The organism is Kitasatospora sp. NPDC059327, from assembly GCF_042752535.1.
GTDB lineage: Bacteria > Actinomycetota > Actinomycetes > Streptomycetales > Streptomycetaceae > Kitasatospora.
On the sequence record NZ_JBHYYB010000158.1, the window covers coordinates 1 to 13953 of the forward strand.

Annotated in this window: 14 protein-coding genes; 5 read left to right on the forward strand and 9 right to left on the reverse strand. The window is 74.2% G+C overall.

The window, feature by feature from the left end; all coding sequences use genetic code 11:
• Window positions 1-151: 151 nt before the first annotated feature.
• The 4 genes from ACFXHB_RS42070 to ACFXHB_RS42085 all read right to left on the reverse strand — a co-directional run bounded on the left by ACFXHB_RS42070 (window position 152) and on the right by ACFXHB_RS42085 (window position 3405).
• Window positions 152-1234 (reverse strand): PDZ domain-containing protein, encoded by a 1083-nt coding sequence (locus tag ACFXHB_RS42070; RefSeq protein WP_380582053.1) that lies wholly within the window; start codon window positions 1232-1234, stop codon window positions 152-154.
• Between the two features lie 42 nt (window positions 1235-1276).
• Complete coding sequence (locus ACFXHB_RS42075) at window positions 1277-1465, reverse strand: hypothetical protein (RefSeq protein WP_380582055.1); 189 nt, start codon at window positions 1463-1465, stop codon at window positions 1277-1279.
• A 182-nt stretch (window positions 1466-1647) separates the two neighbouring features.
• Complete coding sequence (locus ACFXHB_RS42080) at window positions 1648-2088, reverse strand: molybdenum cofactor biosynthesis protein MoaE (RefSeq protein WP_380582057.1); 441 nt, start codon at window positions 2086-2088, stop codon at window positions 1648-1650.
• Window positions 2089-2256: 168 nt separating this feature from the next.
• Window positions 2257-3405: an NAD-dependent epimerase/dehydratase family protein gene (locus ACFXHB_RS42085; RefSeq protein ID WP_380582059.1), complete on the reverse strand. Its 1149-nt coding sequence runs from the start codon at window positions 3403-3405 to the stop codon at window positions 2257-2259.
• Window positions 3406-3612: 207 nt separating this feature from the next.
• Between ACFXHB_RS42085 and ACFXHB_RS42090 the strand changes: the two genes are divergently transcribed.
• A complete protein-coding gene (locus ACFXHB_RS42090) occupies window positions 3613-5208 on the forward strand; it encodes a zinc-dependent metalloprotease (protein WP_380582061.1) in 1596 nt (531 codons plus the stop codon).
• Window positions 5205-5792, forward strand: coding sequence for an NUDIX hydrolase (locus tag ACFXHB_RS42095; RefSeq protein WP_380582063.1), 588 nt, complete (start codon window positions 5205-5207; stop codon window positions 5790-5792). Before ACFXHB_RS42090 ends, ACFXHB_RS42095 begins: the two co-directional genes overlap by 4 nt.
• 81 nt (window positions 5793-5873) lie before the next feature.
• Here the strand turns inward: ACFXHB_RS42095 and ACFXHB_RS42100 are convergent, their stop codons facing one another.
• Window positions 5874-6602 (reverse strand): M48 family metallopeptidase, encoded by a 729-nt coding sequence (locus ACFXHB_RS42100; RefSeq protein ID WP_380582065.1) that lies wholly within the window; start codon window positions 6600-6602, stop codon window positions 5874-5876.
• 255 nt (window positions 6603-6857) lie between these two features.
• On the opposite strand from ACFXHB_RS42100, the gene ACFXHB_RS42105 reads away from it, so the two are divergent.
• Window positions 6858-7943 (forward strand): ThiF family adenylyltransferase, encoded by a 1086-nt coding sequence (locus tag ACFXHB_RS42105; protein WP_380582067.1) that lies wholly within the window; start codon window positions 6858-6860, stop codon window positions 7941-7943.
• Between the two features lie 141 nt (window positions 7944-8084).
• Window positions 8085-9458: an ABC1 kinase family protein gene (locus ACFXHB_RS42110; RefSeq protein WP_380582069.1), complete on the forward strand. Its 1374-nt coding sequence runs from the start codon at window positions 8085-8087 to the stop codon at window positions 9456-9458.
• Between the two features lie 82 nt (window positions 9459-9540).
• Here ACFXHB_RS42110 and ACFXHB_RS42115 read toward each other — a convergent pair whose 3' ends face one another.
• The 4 genes from ACFXHB_RS42115 to ACFXHB_RS42130 form a co-directional block, all read right to left on the reverse strand.
• Window positions 9541-9939, reverse strand: a complete 399-nt coding sequence (locus ACFXHB_RS42115; RefSeq protein WP_380582071.1) for a hypothetical protein — start codon at window positions 9937-9939, stop codon at window positions 9541-9543.
• Complete coding sequence (locus tag ACFXHB_RS42120; RefSeq protein ID WP_360633045.1) at window positions 9936-10253, reverse strand: WhiB family transcriptional regulator; 318 nt, start codon at window positions 10251-10253, stop codon at window positions 9936-9938. The genes ACFXHB_RS42115 and ACFXHB_RS42120 overlap by 4 nt, the downstream gene beginning before the upstream one ends.
• 219 nt (window positions 10254-10472) lie before the next feature.
• Window positions 10473-10952: a hypothetical protein gene (locus ACFXHB_RS42125; RefSeq protein ID WP_380582073.1), complete on the reverse strand. Its 480-nt coding sequence runs from the start codon at window positions 10950-10952 to the stop codon at window positions 10473-10475.
• A gap of 279 nt (window positions 10953-11231) precedes the next feature.
• Window positions 11232-13466 carry an ATP-dependent DNA helicase UvrD2 gene (locus ACFXHB_RS42130; protein WP_380582075.1) on the reverse strand — a complete coding sequence of 745 codons (2235 nt, stop codon included), beginning with the start codon at window positions 13464-13466 and terminating at the stop codon, window positions 11232-11234.
• Between the two features lie 189 nt (window positions 13467-13655).
• On the opposite strand from ACFXHB_RS42130, the gene ACFXHB_RS42135 reads away from it, so the two are divergent.
• Complete coding sequence (locus ACFXHB_RS42135) at window positions 13656-13913, forward strand: mycoredoxin (RefSeq protein ID WP_360632813.1); 258 nt, start codon at window positions 13656-13658, stop codon at window positions 13911-13913.
• Window positions 13914-13953 lie beyond the last annotated feature (40 nt).

Genomic DNA, 13953 nt, shown 5'->3' on the forward strand with positions numbered 1-13953 from the left:
GGCGGGGGGGGCCCCCCGGCCCACCTCCGTCCGGGGGCGGGCTCCCGGGCCGCCCCCGCCCCGCGGCGGCGGCCCGGCGGCCGGCGCCCCCGGGCGCTCCCGCCCGGGTCCGCGTCACGCGGTCCGGCCGCGCCGGGCCGGTGCCGTCCGGTCAGCCCGCGCAGGACGGCAGTGCGGCGGTCTGCCCGCCGCGGACCTGCTCCAGCGACTTCAGCGCGCCGTCCAGCGTCTCCGCCTTGATCAGGGTCAGCCCGGCCGGGGTGTTCTTGCCGGCCTCGGCGCAGTTGGCGGCCGGGGTGAAGAAGTACTGGGCGCCGGCCTCCCGGGCCGCGATCAGCTTCATCGATATCCCGCCGATCGGCCCGACCGTGCCGGCGTCGTCGATGGTGCCGGTGCCCGCGACGAACCGGCCGCCGGTGAGGTCCTCCGGCGTCAACTTGTCGATGATGCCCAGCGAGAACATCAGGCCCGCGCTCGGACCGCCGACGTCCTGGAGGCCGATGTCGATCTGGAACGGGTAGGTGTGCCGGATCCCGGGCCTGATGCCGACCATCGCGGCGCCGGTGTCGGGGGACTTCACGGTCGGCACGGCGATGTCGGTACGGGCCGCCGCCGGGTCCGCCTTGTTCCCGTCCTTGATCATCGGCACCACGGTGAAGACGGCCGTCTCCCCGGGCTGGTGCTTGGTGACGGCCTTCGCCACGCCCTCCGCGTCGGTGACCGGGGTGCCGTCGACCGCGATGATCCGGTCGCCGGCGTGCAGCTTGCCCTCCGCCGGGGCTCCGGCCGTGACCGACTGGACGATCAGCTCGTTACCGACCGGGATGCCGAGCTGGGTCAGCGCCGCCGTCCGCGCGTGGTCCTCGGAGAGCGCGAACTCCTCGGCGTTCTGCCGCTTGGCGTCGGCGTCCGTCTGGCCCTTCGGGTAGACGTTGTCGTGCGGCACCACCAGCACGTCGTCCCGGAGCCAGCCGACCACCGCGTTGACCAGGCTGGGCTCGTACTTGGCGCCGGTGACCTGGACGGTGGTCATGTTGAGGTGCCCGCTCACCGGGTACGACTCGTGGCCGGTGATGGTGATCACCGGCGTGCCCGTCTTGTCCTGCACCCCGAGCGTGTTGTACGTCGGCCCCGGGCTCATCTCCGTGTACGGCACCTTCATCAACACCGACGCGCAGAGCAGCGCTATGAGCAGCAGGGTGGCGGCGAGCATCGTCGCAGAGCGGCGTGGCATGCCTCGACAGTACGGGACGCGGCCGACGGAACGCCCGCCGGGCTACCGGCCGGGGTCCTCGCCCGGACCGGTGCCGGTGGTGGTGCGTTCCATCGCGGCCATGAAGCGCCGGTGCTCGGCGAGGGAGGCGGGGTCACCGGTGGCCCTGGGGGCCCGCTGGGCCCAACCCGCCCACACGGCGGCGAGCAGTGCGGCGACTACCGGAATGATCAACCAGGCGAGCGCAGCCATATCAGTACTCCCAGCTCGTCGTGTCTATGAGCAGATTAACCACCCCGGCGGACAACGCGGGTGGCGCCGTCCGGGTTACGGCACGGCCGATCGGCTCACTGCCGGGGAGTATCCGGCGCACCGCCCGGGACCCGTTCGAGTGAGGGTCCGGCGCGCCTGCGCGGCGAGGACGTCCGAGTGGGTCAGCAGCCGCCGGCGCCGACCCACTCCTCCTCGCCGTCGGAGAACACCTGGTGCTTCCAGATCGGCACCTCGTGCTTGAGGTCGTCGATCAGCCGGCGGGCGGCGGCGAACGCCTCGCCCCGGTGGGCGCAGGAGACGGCGACGATGACGGCCTTGTCGGTGATCTCCAGCCGGCCGACCCGGTGCACCGCGGCGAGCGCCCGGACCGGGAACTCCGCGACGATCTTCTCCGCGATCCGGCGCATCTCCTGCTCGGCCGTGGGGTGGCAGCTGTACTCCAGCGCGGCGACCGACTTGCCGCCGTCGTGGTCCCGGACCGTACCGACGAAGACGGTGGTACCGCCGGCGGCGTCGTCGCCGACCGCCGCGTAGACCTCGTCGAGCGAGAGCGGGGTGTCGCGGACGGCGAGCAGGCGAATGGGGTCGTAATTCTCGGACATGACCCCATGATTCCCCATCCCGGGCGACTCCGGGCAAGAGGGTTCCGTATCACGATTGGGGAATTTCGCATCGTGAGAAACAGGGCCCCGCGCGGGCGCGCCAAGGCGCCCGGCAGGGCCGGCCGACGCCCGCGCCGACCGGTCCCGACGACCGCGGCCGGCGCGGGATCAGAAGCGGCGCCGCTTGCGCGCGCGCCGGACCAGCGCGGCCGTACCGACCAGCGCCACCGTCGCCCCGGCCGCGCCCAGACTGGTGGCGGCCTCCTTGCCGCCGAGCCGCCGCCCGGCCACCGCGTGCTTGCCCGCCACCTGCGCCAGCAGCTCCGCCAGCACCTGCTCGTTGGTGAACGTCGGACGCCAGCCCGCCTCGTGCAGCCGGCTGCCGGAGACCACCCACGGGTACATCGTGTACGCGAGGTCGCCGGCCGGGGCCGGGGTCAGCCCGAGCCGGTGCAGCCGGGCGGCGGTGCCCAGCGCCAGCGAGGCAGGCAGCTCCATCCGCCGGATGCCCGACAGCCGCTCGACGTCCTCCTGCTCCAGCCAGCCGTCGCAGCCGACCGTGACCTCGCCCTCGACCAGCCCGAGCGCCGCGTACTCCAGCGCCGCCGCCAGGTCGTCCACGTGACAGAACTGCCAGCACGGCCGGGACCCGGCCACCACCAGCAGCCGGGGCGCCTCGAAGTGCCGGGTCAGCACGGTGTCGACCCCCGGTCCGACCACCACGGCCGGCCGCAGCACGGTCACCTGCAGCCCGGGGTGGGCCCGCGGCGCCCGCCGGGCCAGCCGTTCGATCTCCAGCAGGTCCCCGACCAGCGAGGCCTCCTCGGTGGCCCGCAGCTCGGAGTCCTCGGCCAGCGGCACCTCGTTGTCGGCGAGCGCGCCGTAGACCATCGCGGAGGTGCAGAGCACCACCCGGTGCACCCCGGCCGCGGCGGCGGCGGTCAGCACGGTCTGCGCGCCGCGCACGTTGTAGGCGCTGCGAGCCCGCGGGTCGGACTCCATCCCGAGGTCCATCGCCAGGTGGACGACCACGTCCACGCCGGCCAGCCGCTCGGCGACCGCCGGGTCACGGACGTCCAGGACGCGCCACTGCACGCCCGGCACCTCGCCCCGCCGGTCGTCCACGGCGAGGACCTTCCGGACCCCCGGCGAGGCGACCAGCCGGGCGGCGACGCGCTCGCCGAGCACACCGGCCGCGCCGGTGACGGCCACGGTCAGCGGCCTTCCGCCGTAGGCTGGAGGCGGCGACGCCGTGATGTCCGGGGCGTCCTCTTCTCCGGTCAGCCCAGAGCGAACGTCCGAAGGCGGGGAACTCACCGGCCATCCTCCACGGTTAGCTTATGTGCGTACGTACGTGTGTCAGTACGTCCATCCTGCCCGAGGCGAAGGCCCGGCGGTGCACCCGGCGCGGTCCAGCCGCGCGGGAGCCGCCCACCGGCCGCGAGTCCCCCACTCCGCCGACCGCCCCGGGCGGACCGAAATTCCGCCACCACCCGCATGACGGCCGACCGGATCGAGGACCCCGTGAGCGACCTTCCCTTCGGATTCGGCGTTCCGCCAGAGGAGCCCGAGGACGGCAAGGCCAAGCCCGAGGACGGCAAGGGCCGGCCCGGCGACGAGCAGAAGAAGAAGGACCAGGGCGGCGCGGAGAGCGGCCCCCAGCCGTTCGGCTTCGGCGGGAACCCGTTCGGCGCGCTGTTCGGTATGGGCATGCCCGGCGCTCCCGGCGCCCCCGGGACTCCGGGCGGGCCGGGTGGCGGCGACAACCCGTTCGCCGCGATGTTCGGCGGCCTCAACCCCAACGACCTCGGCGCCGCCTTCCAGCAGCTCGGCCAGATGCTCTCCTTCGAGGGCGGCCCGGTGAACTGGGACCTCGCCAAGGACATCGCCCGGCAGACCGTCGTCGCCGAGCCCGTCGAGGGCAAGTCCAAGGACCGGTCGGTCGGCGCCTCCGAGCGCTCCGCCGTCGCCGAGGCCGTCCGGCTCGCCGACCTCTGGCTGGACGGCGCCACCGAGTTCCCCTCCGGGGCCGGCACCGCCGTCGCCTGGAGCCGGGCCGAGTGGATCGAGGCCACCCTGCCGGTCTGGAAGGACCTCGTCGACCCGGTCGCCGAGCGGGTCGGCACCGCCATGGGCGGCGTCCTGCCCGAGGAGATGCAGGCCATGGCGGGCCCGCTGATGGGCATGATGCGCTCGATGGGCGGCGCCATGTTCGGCAGCCAGATCGGCCAGGCGCTCGGCGCGCTCGCCGCCGAGGTGGTCGGCTCCACCGACGTCGGCCTGCCGCTCGCCCCGGCCGGCAAGGCCGCCCTGCTGCCGCAGAACATCGCCGAGTTCGGTGAGGGCCTGAACGTGCCCGCCGACGAGGTCCGGCTCTACCTCGCCCTGCGCGAAGCCGCCCACCAGCGCCTCTTCGCCCATGTGCCGTGGCTGCGCGCCCACCTGTTCGGCGCCGTCGAGGCCTACGCGCGCGGCATCAAGGTCGACACCTCCCGGATGGAGGAGCTCGTCGGCCAGCTCGACCCGAGCAACCCCGAGGCGCTCCAGGAGGCGCTGGCCGGCGGCCTGCTCCAGCCCGAGGACACCCCCGAGCAGAAGGCCGCGCTCGCCCGTCTGGAGACGGCGCTGGCGCTGGTCGAGGGCTGGGTCGACGCCGTCGTGCACGCCGCCGCCGAGCCGCACCTGCCGCAGGCCGGCGCGCTGCGCGAGACCGTCCGCCGCCGCCGCGCGGCCGGCGGCCCCGCCGAGCAGACCTTCGCCACCCTGGTGGGCCTGGAGCTGCGCCCGCGCCGGCTGCGCGACGCCGCCCGGCTCTGGGCGCTGCTCGCCGACGCCCGGGGCGTCGAGGGCCGCGACGACCTCTGGCAGCACCCCGACATGCTCCCCACCGCCGCCGACCTGGACGACCCGGACGCCTTCGTGCACCGGGGCAGCGCCGACGGCCTGGAGGGCGGTCTCGACTTCGACGCGATCGACAAGCTGCTCGGCGAGGCCGCAGCGGGCGGGGCGGCCGCGAAGCCCGGCCCGGAGAAGCCCGCGCCGGAGCAGCCCGCCTCCGAGAAGCCCGCCTCCGAGAAGAAGGACCAGGACGAGGACGGAAAGGGCGAGCCCACCGCATGACACCGATCGAGCCGGGCGCGTCCGCCCTGCACGCGGACGCCGTCCGCGCCCTGAGCGGCTGGCGGCCCGCCGACCGGGACCAGGAGGAGCTGCGCCGCGCCTACCTGGACCATCTGGCCGGGCAGCCCGAGGGCCTGTTCCGCTCCTGCCTGCCGGCCCACATCACGGCCAGCGCGGCCGTGATCGACCCGGCCGCCGGGCGGGTACTGCTCACCCTGCACCCCAAGGTCGGCCGCTGGCTCCAGATGGGCGGCCACTGCGAGCCGGGTGACCGCGACCTGGCCTCCGCCGCGCTGCGCGAGGCCACCGAGGAGTCGGGCATCCCGGACCTCGTCCTGCTGGCCGCCGACGGGCTGCCGGCCCCGGCCAAGCTGGACCGGCACCAGGTCCGCTGCACCGGCAAGGACCGGCCGGAGAACACCCACCTGGACGTCCAGTACATCGCGGTGGCCCCGCCGGGCGCGCAGGCCCTGATCAGCGAGGAGTCGCTGGACCTGCGCTGGTTCGACTTCGACCGGCTGCCCGAGCTGACCGACGACTCGGTGCGCGACCTGGTGGCGCGCGCCCGGGAGCTGACCGGCTGAAGCGCGCTGCCTGTGAGGGGCGCGGACCACTGTGGCCCGCGCCCCTCACCGCCGCCTCAGCCGTGGGGCCGCCCGCTCCGGTCAGCCGCAGGAGCCGGCCGGGTCGGCCTCCGGCGGGCCCGCGTGCCGGGCGCCCGGGATGTGCGGCAACCGGGCCGCCGAGACGACGCCCTCCAGGTAGCCGCGCGCCCGCTCCGTCCGCGGGTACGCCTCCAGCAGGGCCCAGAACGCGGGTCCGTGGTCCGGCACCAGCAGGTGGGCCAGCTCGTGCAGCAGCACGTAGTCGACCACGTACTCCGGCATGCCCTGCAGCCGGTGCGAGAGCCGGATCGTCCGCTCGCTGGGGGTGCAGGAGCCCCAGCGAGAGTTCTGGTTGGTGACCCAGCGGACCTGGACCGGCCGGGCGCGGTCGCCCAGGTAGGCGGCGGACAGCTCACGCGCCCGGGCCGCCAGCGCGTCGTCGCCGAGCACCCGGCGGCTCTCCTGGGCGGCGAGCTTCTCCAGCATCTGCGCGACCCAGCGCTGCTCCTCGGCGTGCGACATCCGGGCCGGGATCAGCACGACCGTGCGGTCGCCCTCACGGTAGGCCGAGACGGTGCGACTGCGCCGGGCACTGCGGCGGACCTCCACCCGGGAGCGGTCGAACGGCAGCTCGACGTGCTTCTCGGGCGGTGGAGTGGGCTGCGGCGGCGCCGAGCCGGGCTGTTGATCCGGGCGCCCGCGCGTGCTCGGCGTCGCGACCTGAGACCCGGACGCTGCACGGGCACGCCGACGCGACGCCGGGGGATGGGAGTCCCGTTCGGCTGCCATGGCACACGACGTTACCCGGTACCGCTGACAGAAGTCCGCTGCCATGGCCGAAATCTTTCGTGGAGTGATCGGGAACGAAAGGCCGACGGAAGGTGTCCGGAATCCGACCTCGGGCCGGACGAGAAGTTATCCCCAGGGTGTGCGAACGGATCATTCGATCATGTGCCCGTCCCTGTGGACAACGCGGAGCACGCGGTCGCGCCGATCGGGCAGGCTGGCATCGGCCGTCCGGAAACGATCGGAAGGAAGACCGCCGTGCTCCTCCAGCTGAAGCCCGCCCTCTCCCGCAGCTGGCGGGACTCCGAGACCCTGCAGTTCGGCACCGTCCGCCGGTACGCCGGGGTCCTCGAACGCGCCGACCGGGCCCGCTGCGACTTCCTCGGCCTGCTCGACGGGACGCGGGACCGGCCCGCGCTGCTGGACGCCGGGGAGCGGGCCGGCCTCGGGCGCGAACCGACCGGCGCCCTGCTGGACGAACTGGAGCTGGCCGGGCTGCTCGACGACGCCGACGCCGCGGGCGGCGCGCTGGCCCGCTTCCCGCAGCCGCTCCGGGAGCTGCTCGGCCCAGACCTCGCCTCACTCTCCCTGGTCCACTCCGGCCCCGGCGCCGGCCCCGCTGTGCTGGCCCGCCGCGCCGACCGCCGGATCGAGGTGCGCGGCGCCGGCCGGATCGGGGTCGCGCTCGCCGCCGTCCTGGCGGCGGGCGGCACGGGGGCGGTCACGGTGACCGACAGCGGCCGGGTCCGGCCGGAGGACTGCTCCCCCGCCGGTCTGCCGCCCGGGGAGGTCGGCCGGCTGCGGTCCACCGCCGCCCGCGAGGCCGTCCGCCGGGCCTCGGCCCGCCGCCCCGCGCCGGACACCCGGCGCCGGCCGGACCAGGACCCCGACCTGGTGGTGCTGGCCCCCCGGGACGGCAGCGGCGCCTTCGCCGGCGGCGCGGCCGAGGCCAGGGAGCTGCTCCGGGCCGGGGTGCCGCACCTCTACGTCGGGGTGGTGGAGGAGTTCGGGGTGGTCGGGCCGCTCGTCCTCCCGGGGGTCTCGGCCTGTGGCCACTGCCTGGTCCTGGCCCGCGAGGACGAGGACCCGGCCTGGCCGCGGATCCTGGCCCAGCTCGCCGACGAAGGCCCCGGCCGGGCCCGCACCCCCGCCTGCGACACCGGCCTGGCGACGGCGGTGGCGGGCCTCGCCGCGCTGCACGCCCAGGTCTACCTGGACGGCGGCCGCCCGCCGAGCCTCGACGGCTGGTGCGAGCTCTCCGCCGTCGACGGCATGCCCCGCCGGCTGCGGCTGAGAGGCCACCCCGACTGCGGCTGTCTCTGGCAACCGCGGTCGCCGGGCTGAGCGCGCCGCGCGGCCGCGCCGGACCGCCGTGCGACAGGTGGGAAAAGGGTGCCGAGACCGGGGCGGCGAACGGGCACAATGGCGTAGTGATGGTCGGCCCCCGGTCGTGGGGTGCCGGGGGCGTGTGGATGGGAGGCCCGGGTGAGCGATCTACCGCGCAAGGCAATGACCCGCACGGCACGGCTCGCCGCCCTGCCGCTGGGAATCGCCGGCCGGGCCACCCTCGGGTTGGGGAAGCGGATCGGCGGGCGGTCGGCCGAGGTGGTGACGGCCGAGCTCCAGCAGGCCACCGCCGACCAGCTCTTCAAGGTCCTGGGCGAGCTCAAGGGCGGGGCGATGAAGTTCGGGCAGGTGCTGTCCGTCTTCGAGGCCGCGCTGCCCGAAGAGGTCGCCGGGCCCTACCGGGCGGCACTGACCAAGCTGCAGGACGCCGCCCCGCCGATGCCCGCCGCCAAGGTGCACACGGCGCTCGTCGAACGGCTCGGCGAGAACTGGCGGGAGCTGTTCCAGGAGTTCGACGACCGGCCGGCCGCCGCCGCCTCGATCGGCCAGGTGCACCGGGCCGTCTGGCACGACGGCCGCCAGGTGGCCGTCAAGGTCCAGTACCCGGGCGCCGGGGACGCGCTGCTGGCGGACCTCTCCCAGCTGAGCAGGGTGGCCTGGCTGCTCGGTCCGCTGATCCCCGGCCTCGACATCAAGCCGCTGATCACCGAGTTGCGCGAGCGGGTCGCGGAGGAGCTGGACTACGAGCTGGAGGCGCAGGCCCAGCGCCGGCACGCCGAGGAGTTCGCGGGCGATCCGGACATCCTGGTGCCCGGCGTGGTCGCGCAGGCCGACCAGGTGCTGGTCACCGAGTGGATGGACGGCACCCCGCTGGCCGAGGTGATCACGGGCGGTACCCAGGAGGAGCGCGACCGGGCCGGGCACCTGCTGGCCCGCTTCCTGTTCGCCGGCCCGTCCCGAACCGGTCTGCTGCACGCCGACCCGCACCCGGGCAACTTCCGGCTGCTCAAGGACGACGGGCCGGTGGCCGGCTGGCGGCTCGGGGTACTGGACTTCGGCACCGTCGACCGGCTGCCGGGCGGGCTGCCCGCGCCGATCGGGGCGTCGCTGCGGATGGCGCTGGCCGGCGACGCCGCGGGCGTCCTGGACATGCTGCGCGAGGAGGGCTTCGTCAAGCCCTCGATCGAGCTGGACCCGGACGCGGTGCTGGACTACCTGGTGCCGATCATCGAGCCGGCCGCGGTGGACTCCTTCCACTTCACCCGGGCCTGGATGCGGGCCCAGGCCGCGCGGATCGCCGATCCGCGGTCGCCCGCCTACAACCTGGGCAAGCAGCTCAACCTGCCGCCGGCGTACCTGCTGATCCACCGGGTGACGCTGAGTACCATCGGGGTGCTCTGCCAGCTGGGCGCCAACGCCCCCATGCGGGCGGAGATGCTGCGCTGGCTCCCGGAGTTCGAGGAGCGTCCGCCCGCCCCGCCCAGGAGTCGGACAGCCGCGAAGCGGCCCTGACGGGCCCGGCAACGACCGCAGGCCGCTCCCCGGTACGGGGGGCGGCCTGCGGCACGACGGGGGTGAATCCGGACCGGCGCGCTTACATCAACGCGACGGCGAGGGCCTTGCGGGCCCGCAGCGAGGCCCGCTCGGCCTTCAGCTTGAGCCGGCGGGCCCGGGCGACCCGGGTGACGAGCCGTTCGTGCTCGGCCTCCTGCAAGCGGTCTTGCATATGGGCACGGGCCAGGGATTCGTGGAGGAGTTGCATTTCGAGGGTCCTGTTCTGGATCTGAAGTTCGGTGGTCTGCTCGGCGCGGACGGTCGGGTCAATGGCGGCGGCGGTCATGTCGTGGTCCTGCTCGTGGTGCGACGTGGGGAAGTGGACGGTGCGGGCTGCGTCGGCCTTGGCGGCGGCGATTCGCACGGAGCGGCGAAGGGCGCTGTCCAGCGGGGGCTGCTCTCCCCGGCGGACGGCCTTGGCTCCGAGCGCGGGGTTCACGCCGCGACCTCGGTCTTGCGCGGACGGCCACGCGGCCGCTTGCGGGCCACGACCACACCCTGGACGAAGAGCTCGCCACCCCAGACGCCCCACGGCTCACGCCGCTCCAGCGCGCCGGTCAGACAGGCGTCCTTGACCGGGCAGGTACCACAGAGGGACTTCGCGTACTCGACGTCGGCGGGCGTCTCGGCGAAGAAGACCTCCGGGTCGAAGGCGCGGCACGGGATGGGGAGACCGAGCGCCTCGGCCTGGTCGATGGTGGTGATCTGCATCAGGGAAACCTCCGGAGGGTCGGCCTGGTCGGCCGGGGTGATCTGGCTTGTCTGCGGTACGGACGGGATGGGCGGTGTGATGACCGTGGACACTGTGGGCGTCTTCCTCGTCTTTTCAGTGGGTCCGGCTCAGCTGACTGGTGGGGCTGGGCCGGAGGCCCCGGGGGGGCTGGGTGGTCTTGCGTACCGGACAAAACAGAAGGGCCGCGGATCCCGGTGTGACGGGTTCCGCGGCCCTGGAGGTGCCGACCTGAGACTTCCTCAGGTTCGCTCTCTCCAGGGTTCAGGCCCGCGGAAGGCCCGCATCCGGACGGCCGTGGCGCCGGTAAAGGCGGCCATGGCCTGCTTGTTGATCTGCTGCTCGTTCTGCTTCTGGGCGTTTCCGGCACCGATGACCCGCGCATAGCCGCCATGCATGGCGGCGGCTACGGCCGCCTTCGGTGCCTGGGTCGGTCGCTCGTCGCGCGGGGAGCGCGACGTGCTCACGGAGGCCCAGCCACGGGACAGACCGGTCTCGACAGAGGTGCCGTCAATACCGCCCGTGATATCCGCGCCGCAGAGGCCAGTGTGTCCAAGACCACTGACAACGGGGACGACGGGAGCGGGAACGACGGAGGCACCGATGACTTCGAGACCCAGACCGGTTCCGCCCAGCTCGGCGAGAGCCCTCAGGCGGGCGGCACGCAGGGAAGCGACGACGACGGTCTGGCCAGTCAGTTTGGTGATCATGATGGTTTCCACTGTCTTCGCCTCCTCTCGGCGTCTCGCGGGGCCTGGTCTCCCGGGCTCCGAACTGTTCGGATGTCTGTCTCGGTGGTGCGGGTGGAGCGGAGAAGCTGTCGGGCCCAGGGGGACATGGCACAGGCGTCACCCCGTGCGTTCGCGTCCCCTTGACCGCTCCGGCAGGCTATTGCGCTCCCGGTACGGCGCGCAAACTATTTTTACGGCGAGTTTCCCGACGGGTTCCGAAGTACCCCGGGGCACCGACTCCGGGCGCCCCGGAGACCGCCCGGGACCGGCTCAGGCCGGTTCGCCCGGATCGCCGTCCTCGACGTCGACCGGATCCTCCGCAGGCTCCTCCCCCGCACACAACGAGAGCACGGCGGCCCCGTACTTGTCCAGCTTCATGGCACCGACCCCCGAGATGACCGCCAGGTCCTGCCTGGTCGCCGGGACGTCCTCGGCGATCGCCATCAGCGTCGCGTCGGTGAACACCACGTAGGCCGGGGCACCCTGCTTCTTCGCCTGACCGGCCCGCCACTCGCGCAGCCGCTCGTACAGCGCCTCGTCCATCGTGGAGGGGCAGCTCTCGCAGCGGCGCAGCTTGCGCTCGACCGCCTCGGTGAGCACCCGCTCGCAGACCCGGCAGCGGACCGGGCCGCGGGGCGCCCGGCGCCCGGCGGCGCGCTCACCGGGCTCGACCCCGCCGCGCCCGCCCCGGCCTCCGGCGCGCGCGCCCGGTGCGCCGGAGCCCGGCCGCAGTCCGTCCAGGAACCGGGTCGGCTTGCGGCTGGCCCGGCCCCCCGGGGCGCGGGAGAGCGACCAGGAGAGCGAGAGGTGCTTGCGGGCCCGGGTGACGCCGACGTAGAGCAGCCGGCGCTCCTCCTCGACCTGCTCGTCCGTCTTGGCGTAGATGATCGGCATGGTGCCCTCGGTGAGGCCGACCAGGAAGACGGCGTCCCACTCCAGGCCCTTGGCGGCGTGCAGCGAGGCCAGGGTGACGCCCTCCACGGCGGGCGCGTGCTGGGCCGCGGCCCGGCCGTCCAGCTCGGCGACGTACGCGGCCAGGTCGGCCGGTTCGCCGGCCGCCGTGCGGGTCCGCTCGAAGTCCTCGGCGAGCCGGACCAGCGCGGCCAGCGACTCCCAGCGCTCGCGCACCGCGCCGGAGCCGGCCGGCGGTTCGGCCGTGAAGCCCCGGGTCGCCAGCACGGCGCGCACCTGGGGGGCGAGGCCGGGGGTGCCGTCGGTGAGCGGGTCGGAGGCGGCCCGGGCGGCGCCGCGCAGCAGCACCCCGGCGTCCCGGACCTCGGGCCGCTCGAAGAACCGCTCGGCGCCCTTGAGCTGGTAGGAGACGCCGAGGTCGGCGAGCGCCTGCTCGTAGACCTCGGACTGGCCGTTGGTGCGGAACAGCACGGCGACCTCGCTGGCCCGCACCCCGGCCGCCAGCAGCTCCTGGATCCGGCGGGCCGTGGTCTCGGCCTCGGTCGGCTCGTCCTCGTACTCGGTGTAGACCGGCTCGGGGCCGGCCTCGCGCTGCGAGATCAGCTCCAGCCGGTGCCGGGCGGCCTCGCCGCGGGCCTGGGCGAGCAGCCCGTTGGCGAGGTGGACGACCTGCGGGGTGGAGCGGTAGTCGCGGACCAGCTTGACCACCGTCGCCTCGGGGTGGCGGGTGCGGAAGTTCAGCAGGTAGTCGGGGGTGGCGCCGGTGAACGAGTAGATGGTCTGGCTGGCGTCGCCGACCACGCACAGGCTGCCGGCGGCGGAGCCGGTCCACTGGTCGAGCAGCCGCTGCTGGAGCGGCGAGACGTCCTGGTACTCGTCGACGGTGAAGTGCCGGTACTGGGACCGGACCTGGTCGGCGATGTCCGGGCGGTCCTCCAGGATCGCGGCGGTCAGCAGCAGCACGTCCTCGAAGTCGATGACGCCGCGCCGGCTCTTGGTCTCCTCGTACACCCGGTACACCTGGGCGGTCTCGGCCGGGTCGCGCGGGGCCTCGCGGCTCGACTTCTGCACCGCGGCCGGGTAGTCGTCCGGGCCGATCTGGGAGACCTTGGCCCACTCGATCTCGGCGGTGAGGTCGCGCAGCTCGGTGCGCTGGACCCGCAGCCCGCAGCGCGCGGCGGACTCGGCGACCAGCTGGACCTTGCGCTCCACCAGCTGCGGCACCGGGCCGCCGACGGCGCGCGGCCAGAAGTACTGGAGCTGGCGCAGCGCGGCGGAGTGGAAGGTCCGGGCCTGGACGCCCTCGGCGCCGAGCTGGCGCAGCCGGCCGCGCATCTCGCCCGCCGCGCGGGCGGTGAAGGTGACGGCGAGGACCTGCGCGGGCTGGTAGACCCCGCTGCGCACGCCGTAGGCGATCCGGTGGGTGATGGCACGCGTCTTGCCGGTGCCGGCGCCGGCGAGCACGCAGACCGGCCCCTGCAGGGCGGTCGCGACGGCCCGCTGCTCGGGGTCGAGCCCGGCGAGCACCGCGTCGGGGCCGGACGCGGCGCGATAGTCGTCGAACGGGCTGCCGCTCAAGAGGTCTTCCTGCATGCGTTCCATCCTCTCAGCCCGGTGGGACAACCGGGGCGGGCTTGTCCACAGGGCCGGTGCGATCGCAGGATGAACGGTGCGCGCTCGGGCGTGCGAGGTCGATCTCACGCCGGGCGCACGCGGAATGACCGATGCGTGACGGACGTTCCCCTCTCAGACCGCACGCCCTCTTCCCGAAGGAGCCCCTCGATGTCCGGCAGCGTGACGATGTACAGCACGACCTGGTGTGGGTACTGCAACCGACTCAAGAGCCAGCTGACCCGTGAAGGCATCGGCTACACCGAGATCAACATCGAGGAGGACCCGAACTCGGCGTCCTTCGTCGAGTCCGTCAACGACGGCAACCAGATCGTGCCGACCGTCCTGGTGACGCCGGAGCGCGGCGGCGAGCAGATCGTGATGACCAACCCGAGCCTGATGCAGGTCAAGAAGGCCCTGGCGGCCTGATCCGCGGTGGACCCGGCCCGGGCCGGCGCGCCTCAGGGGG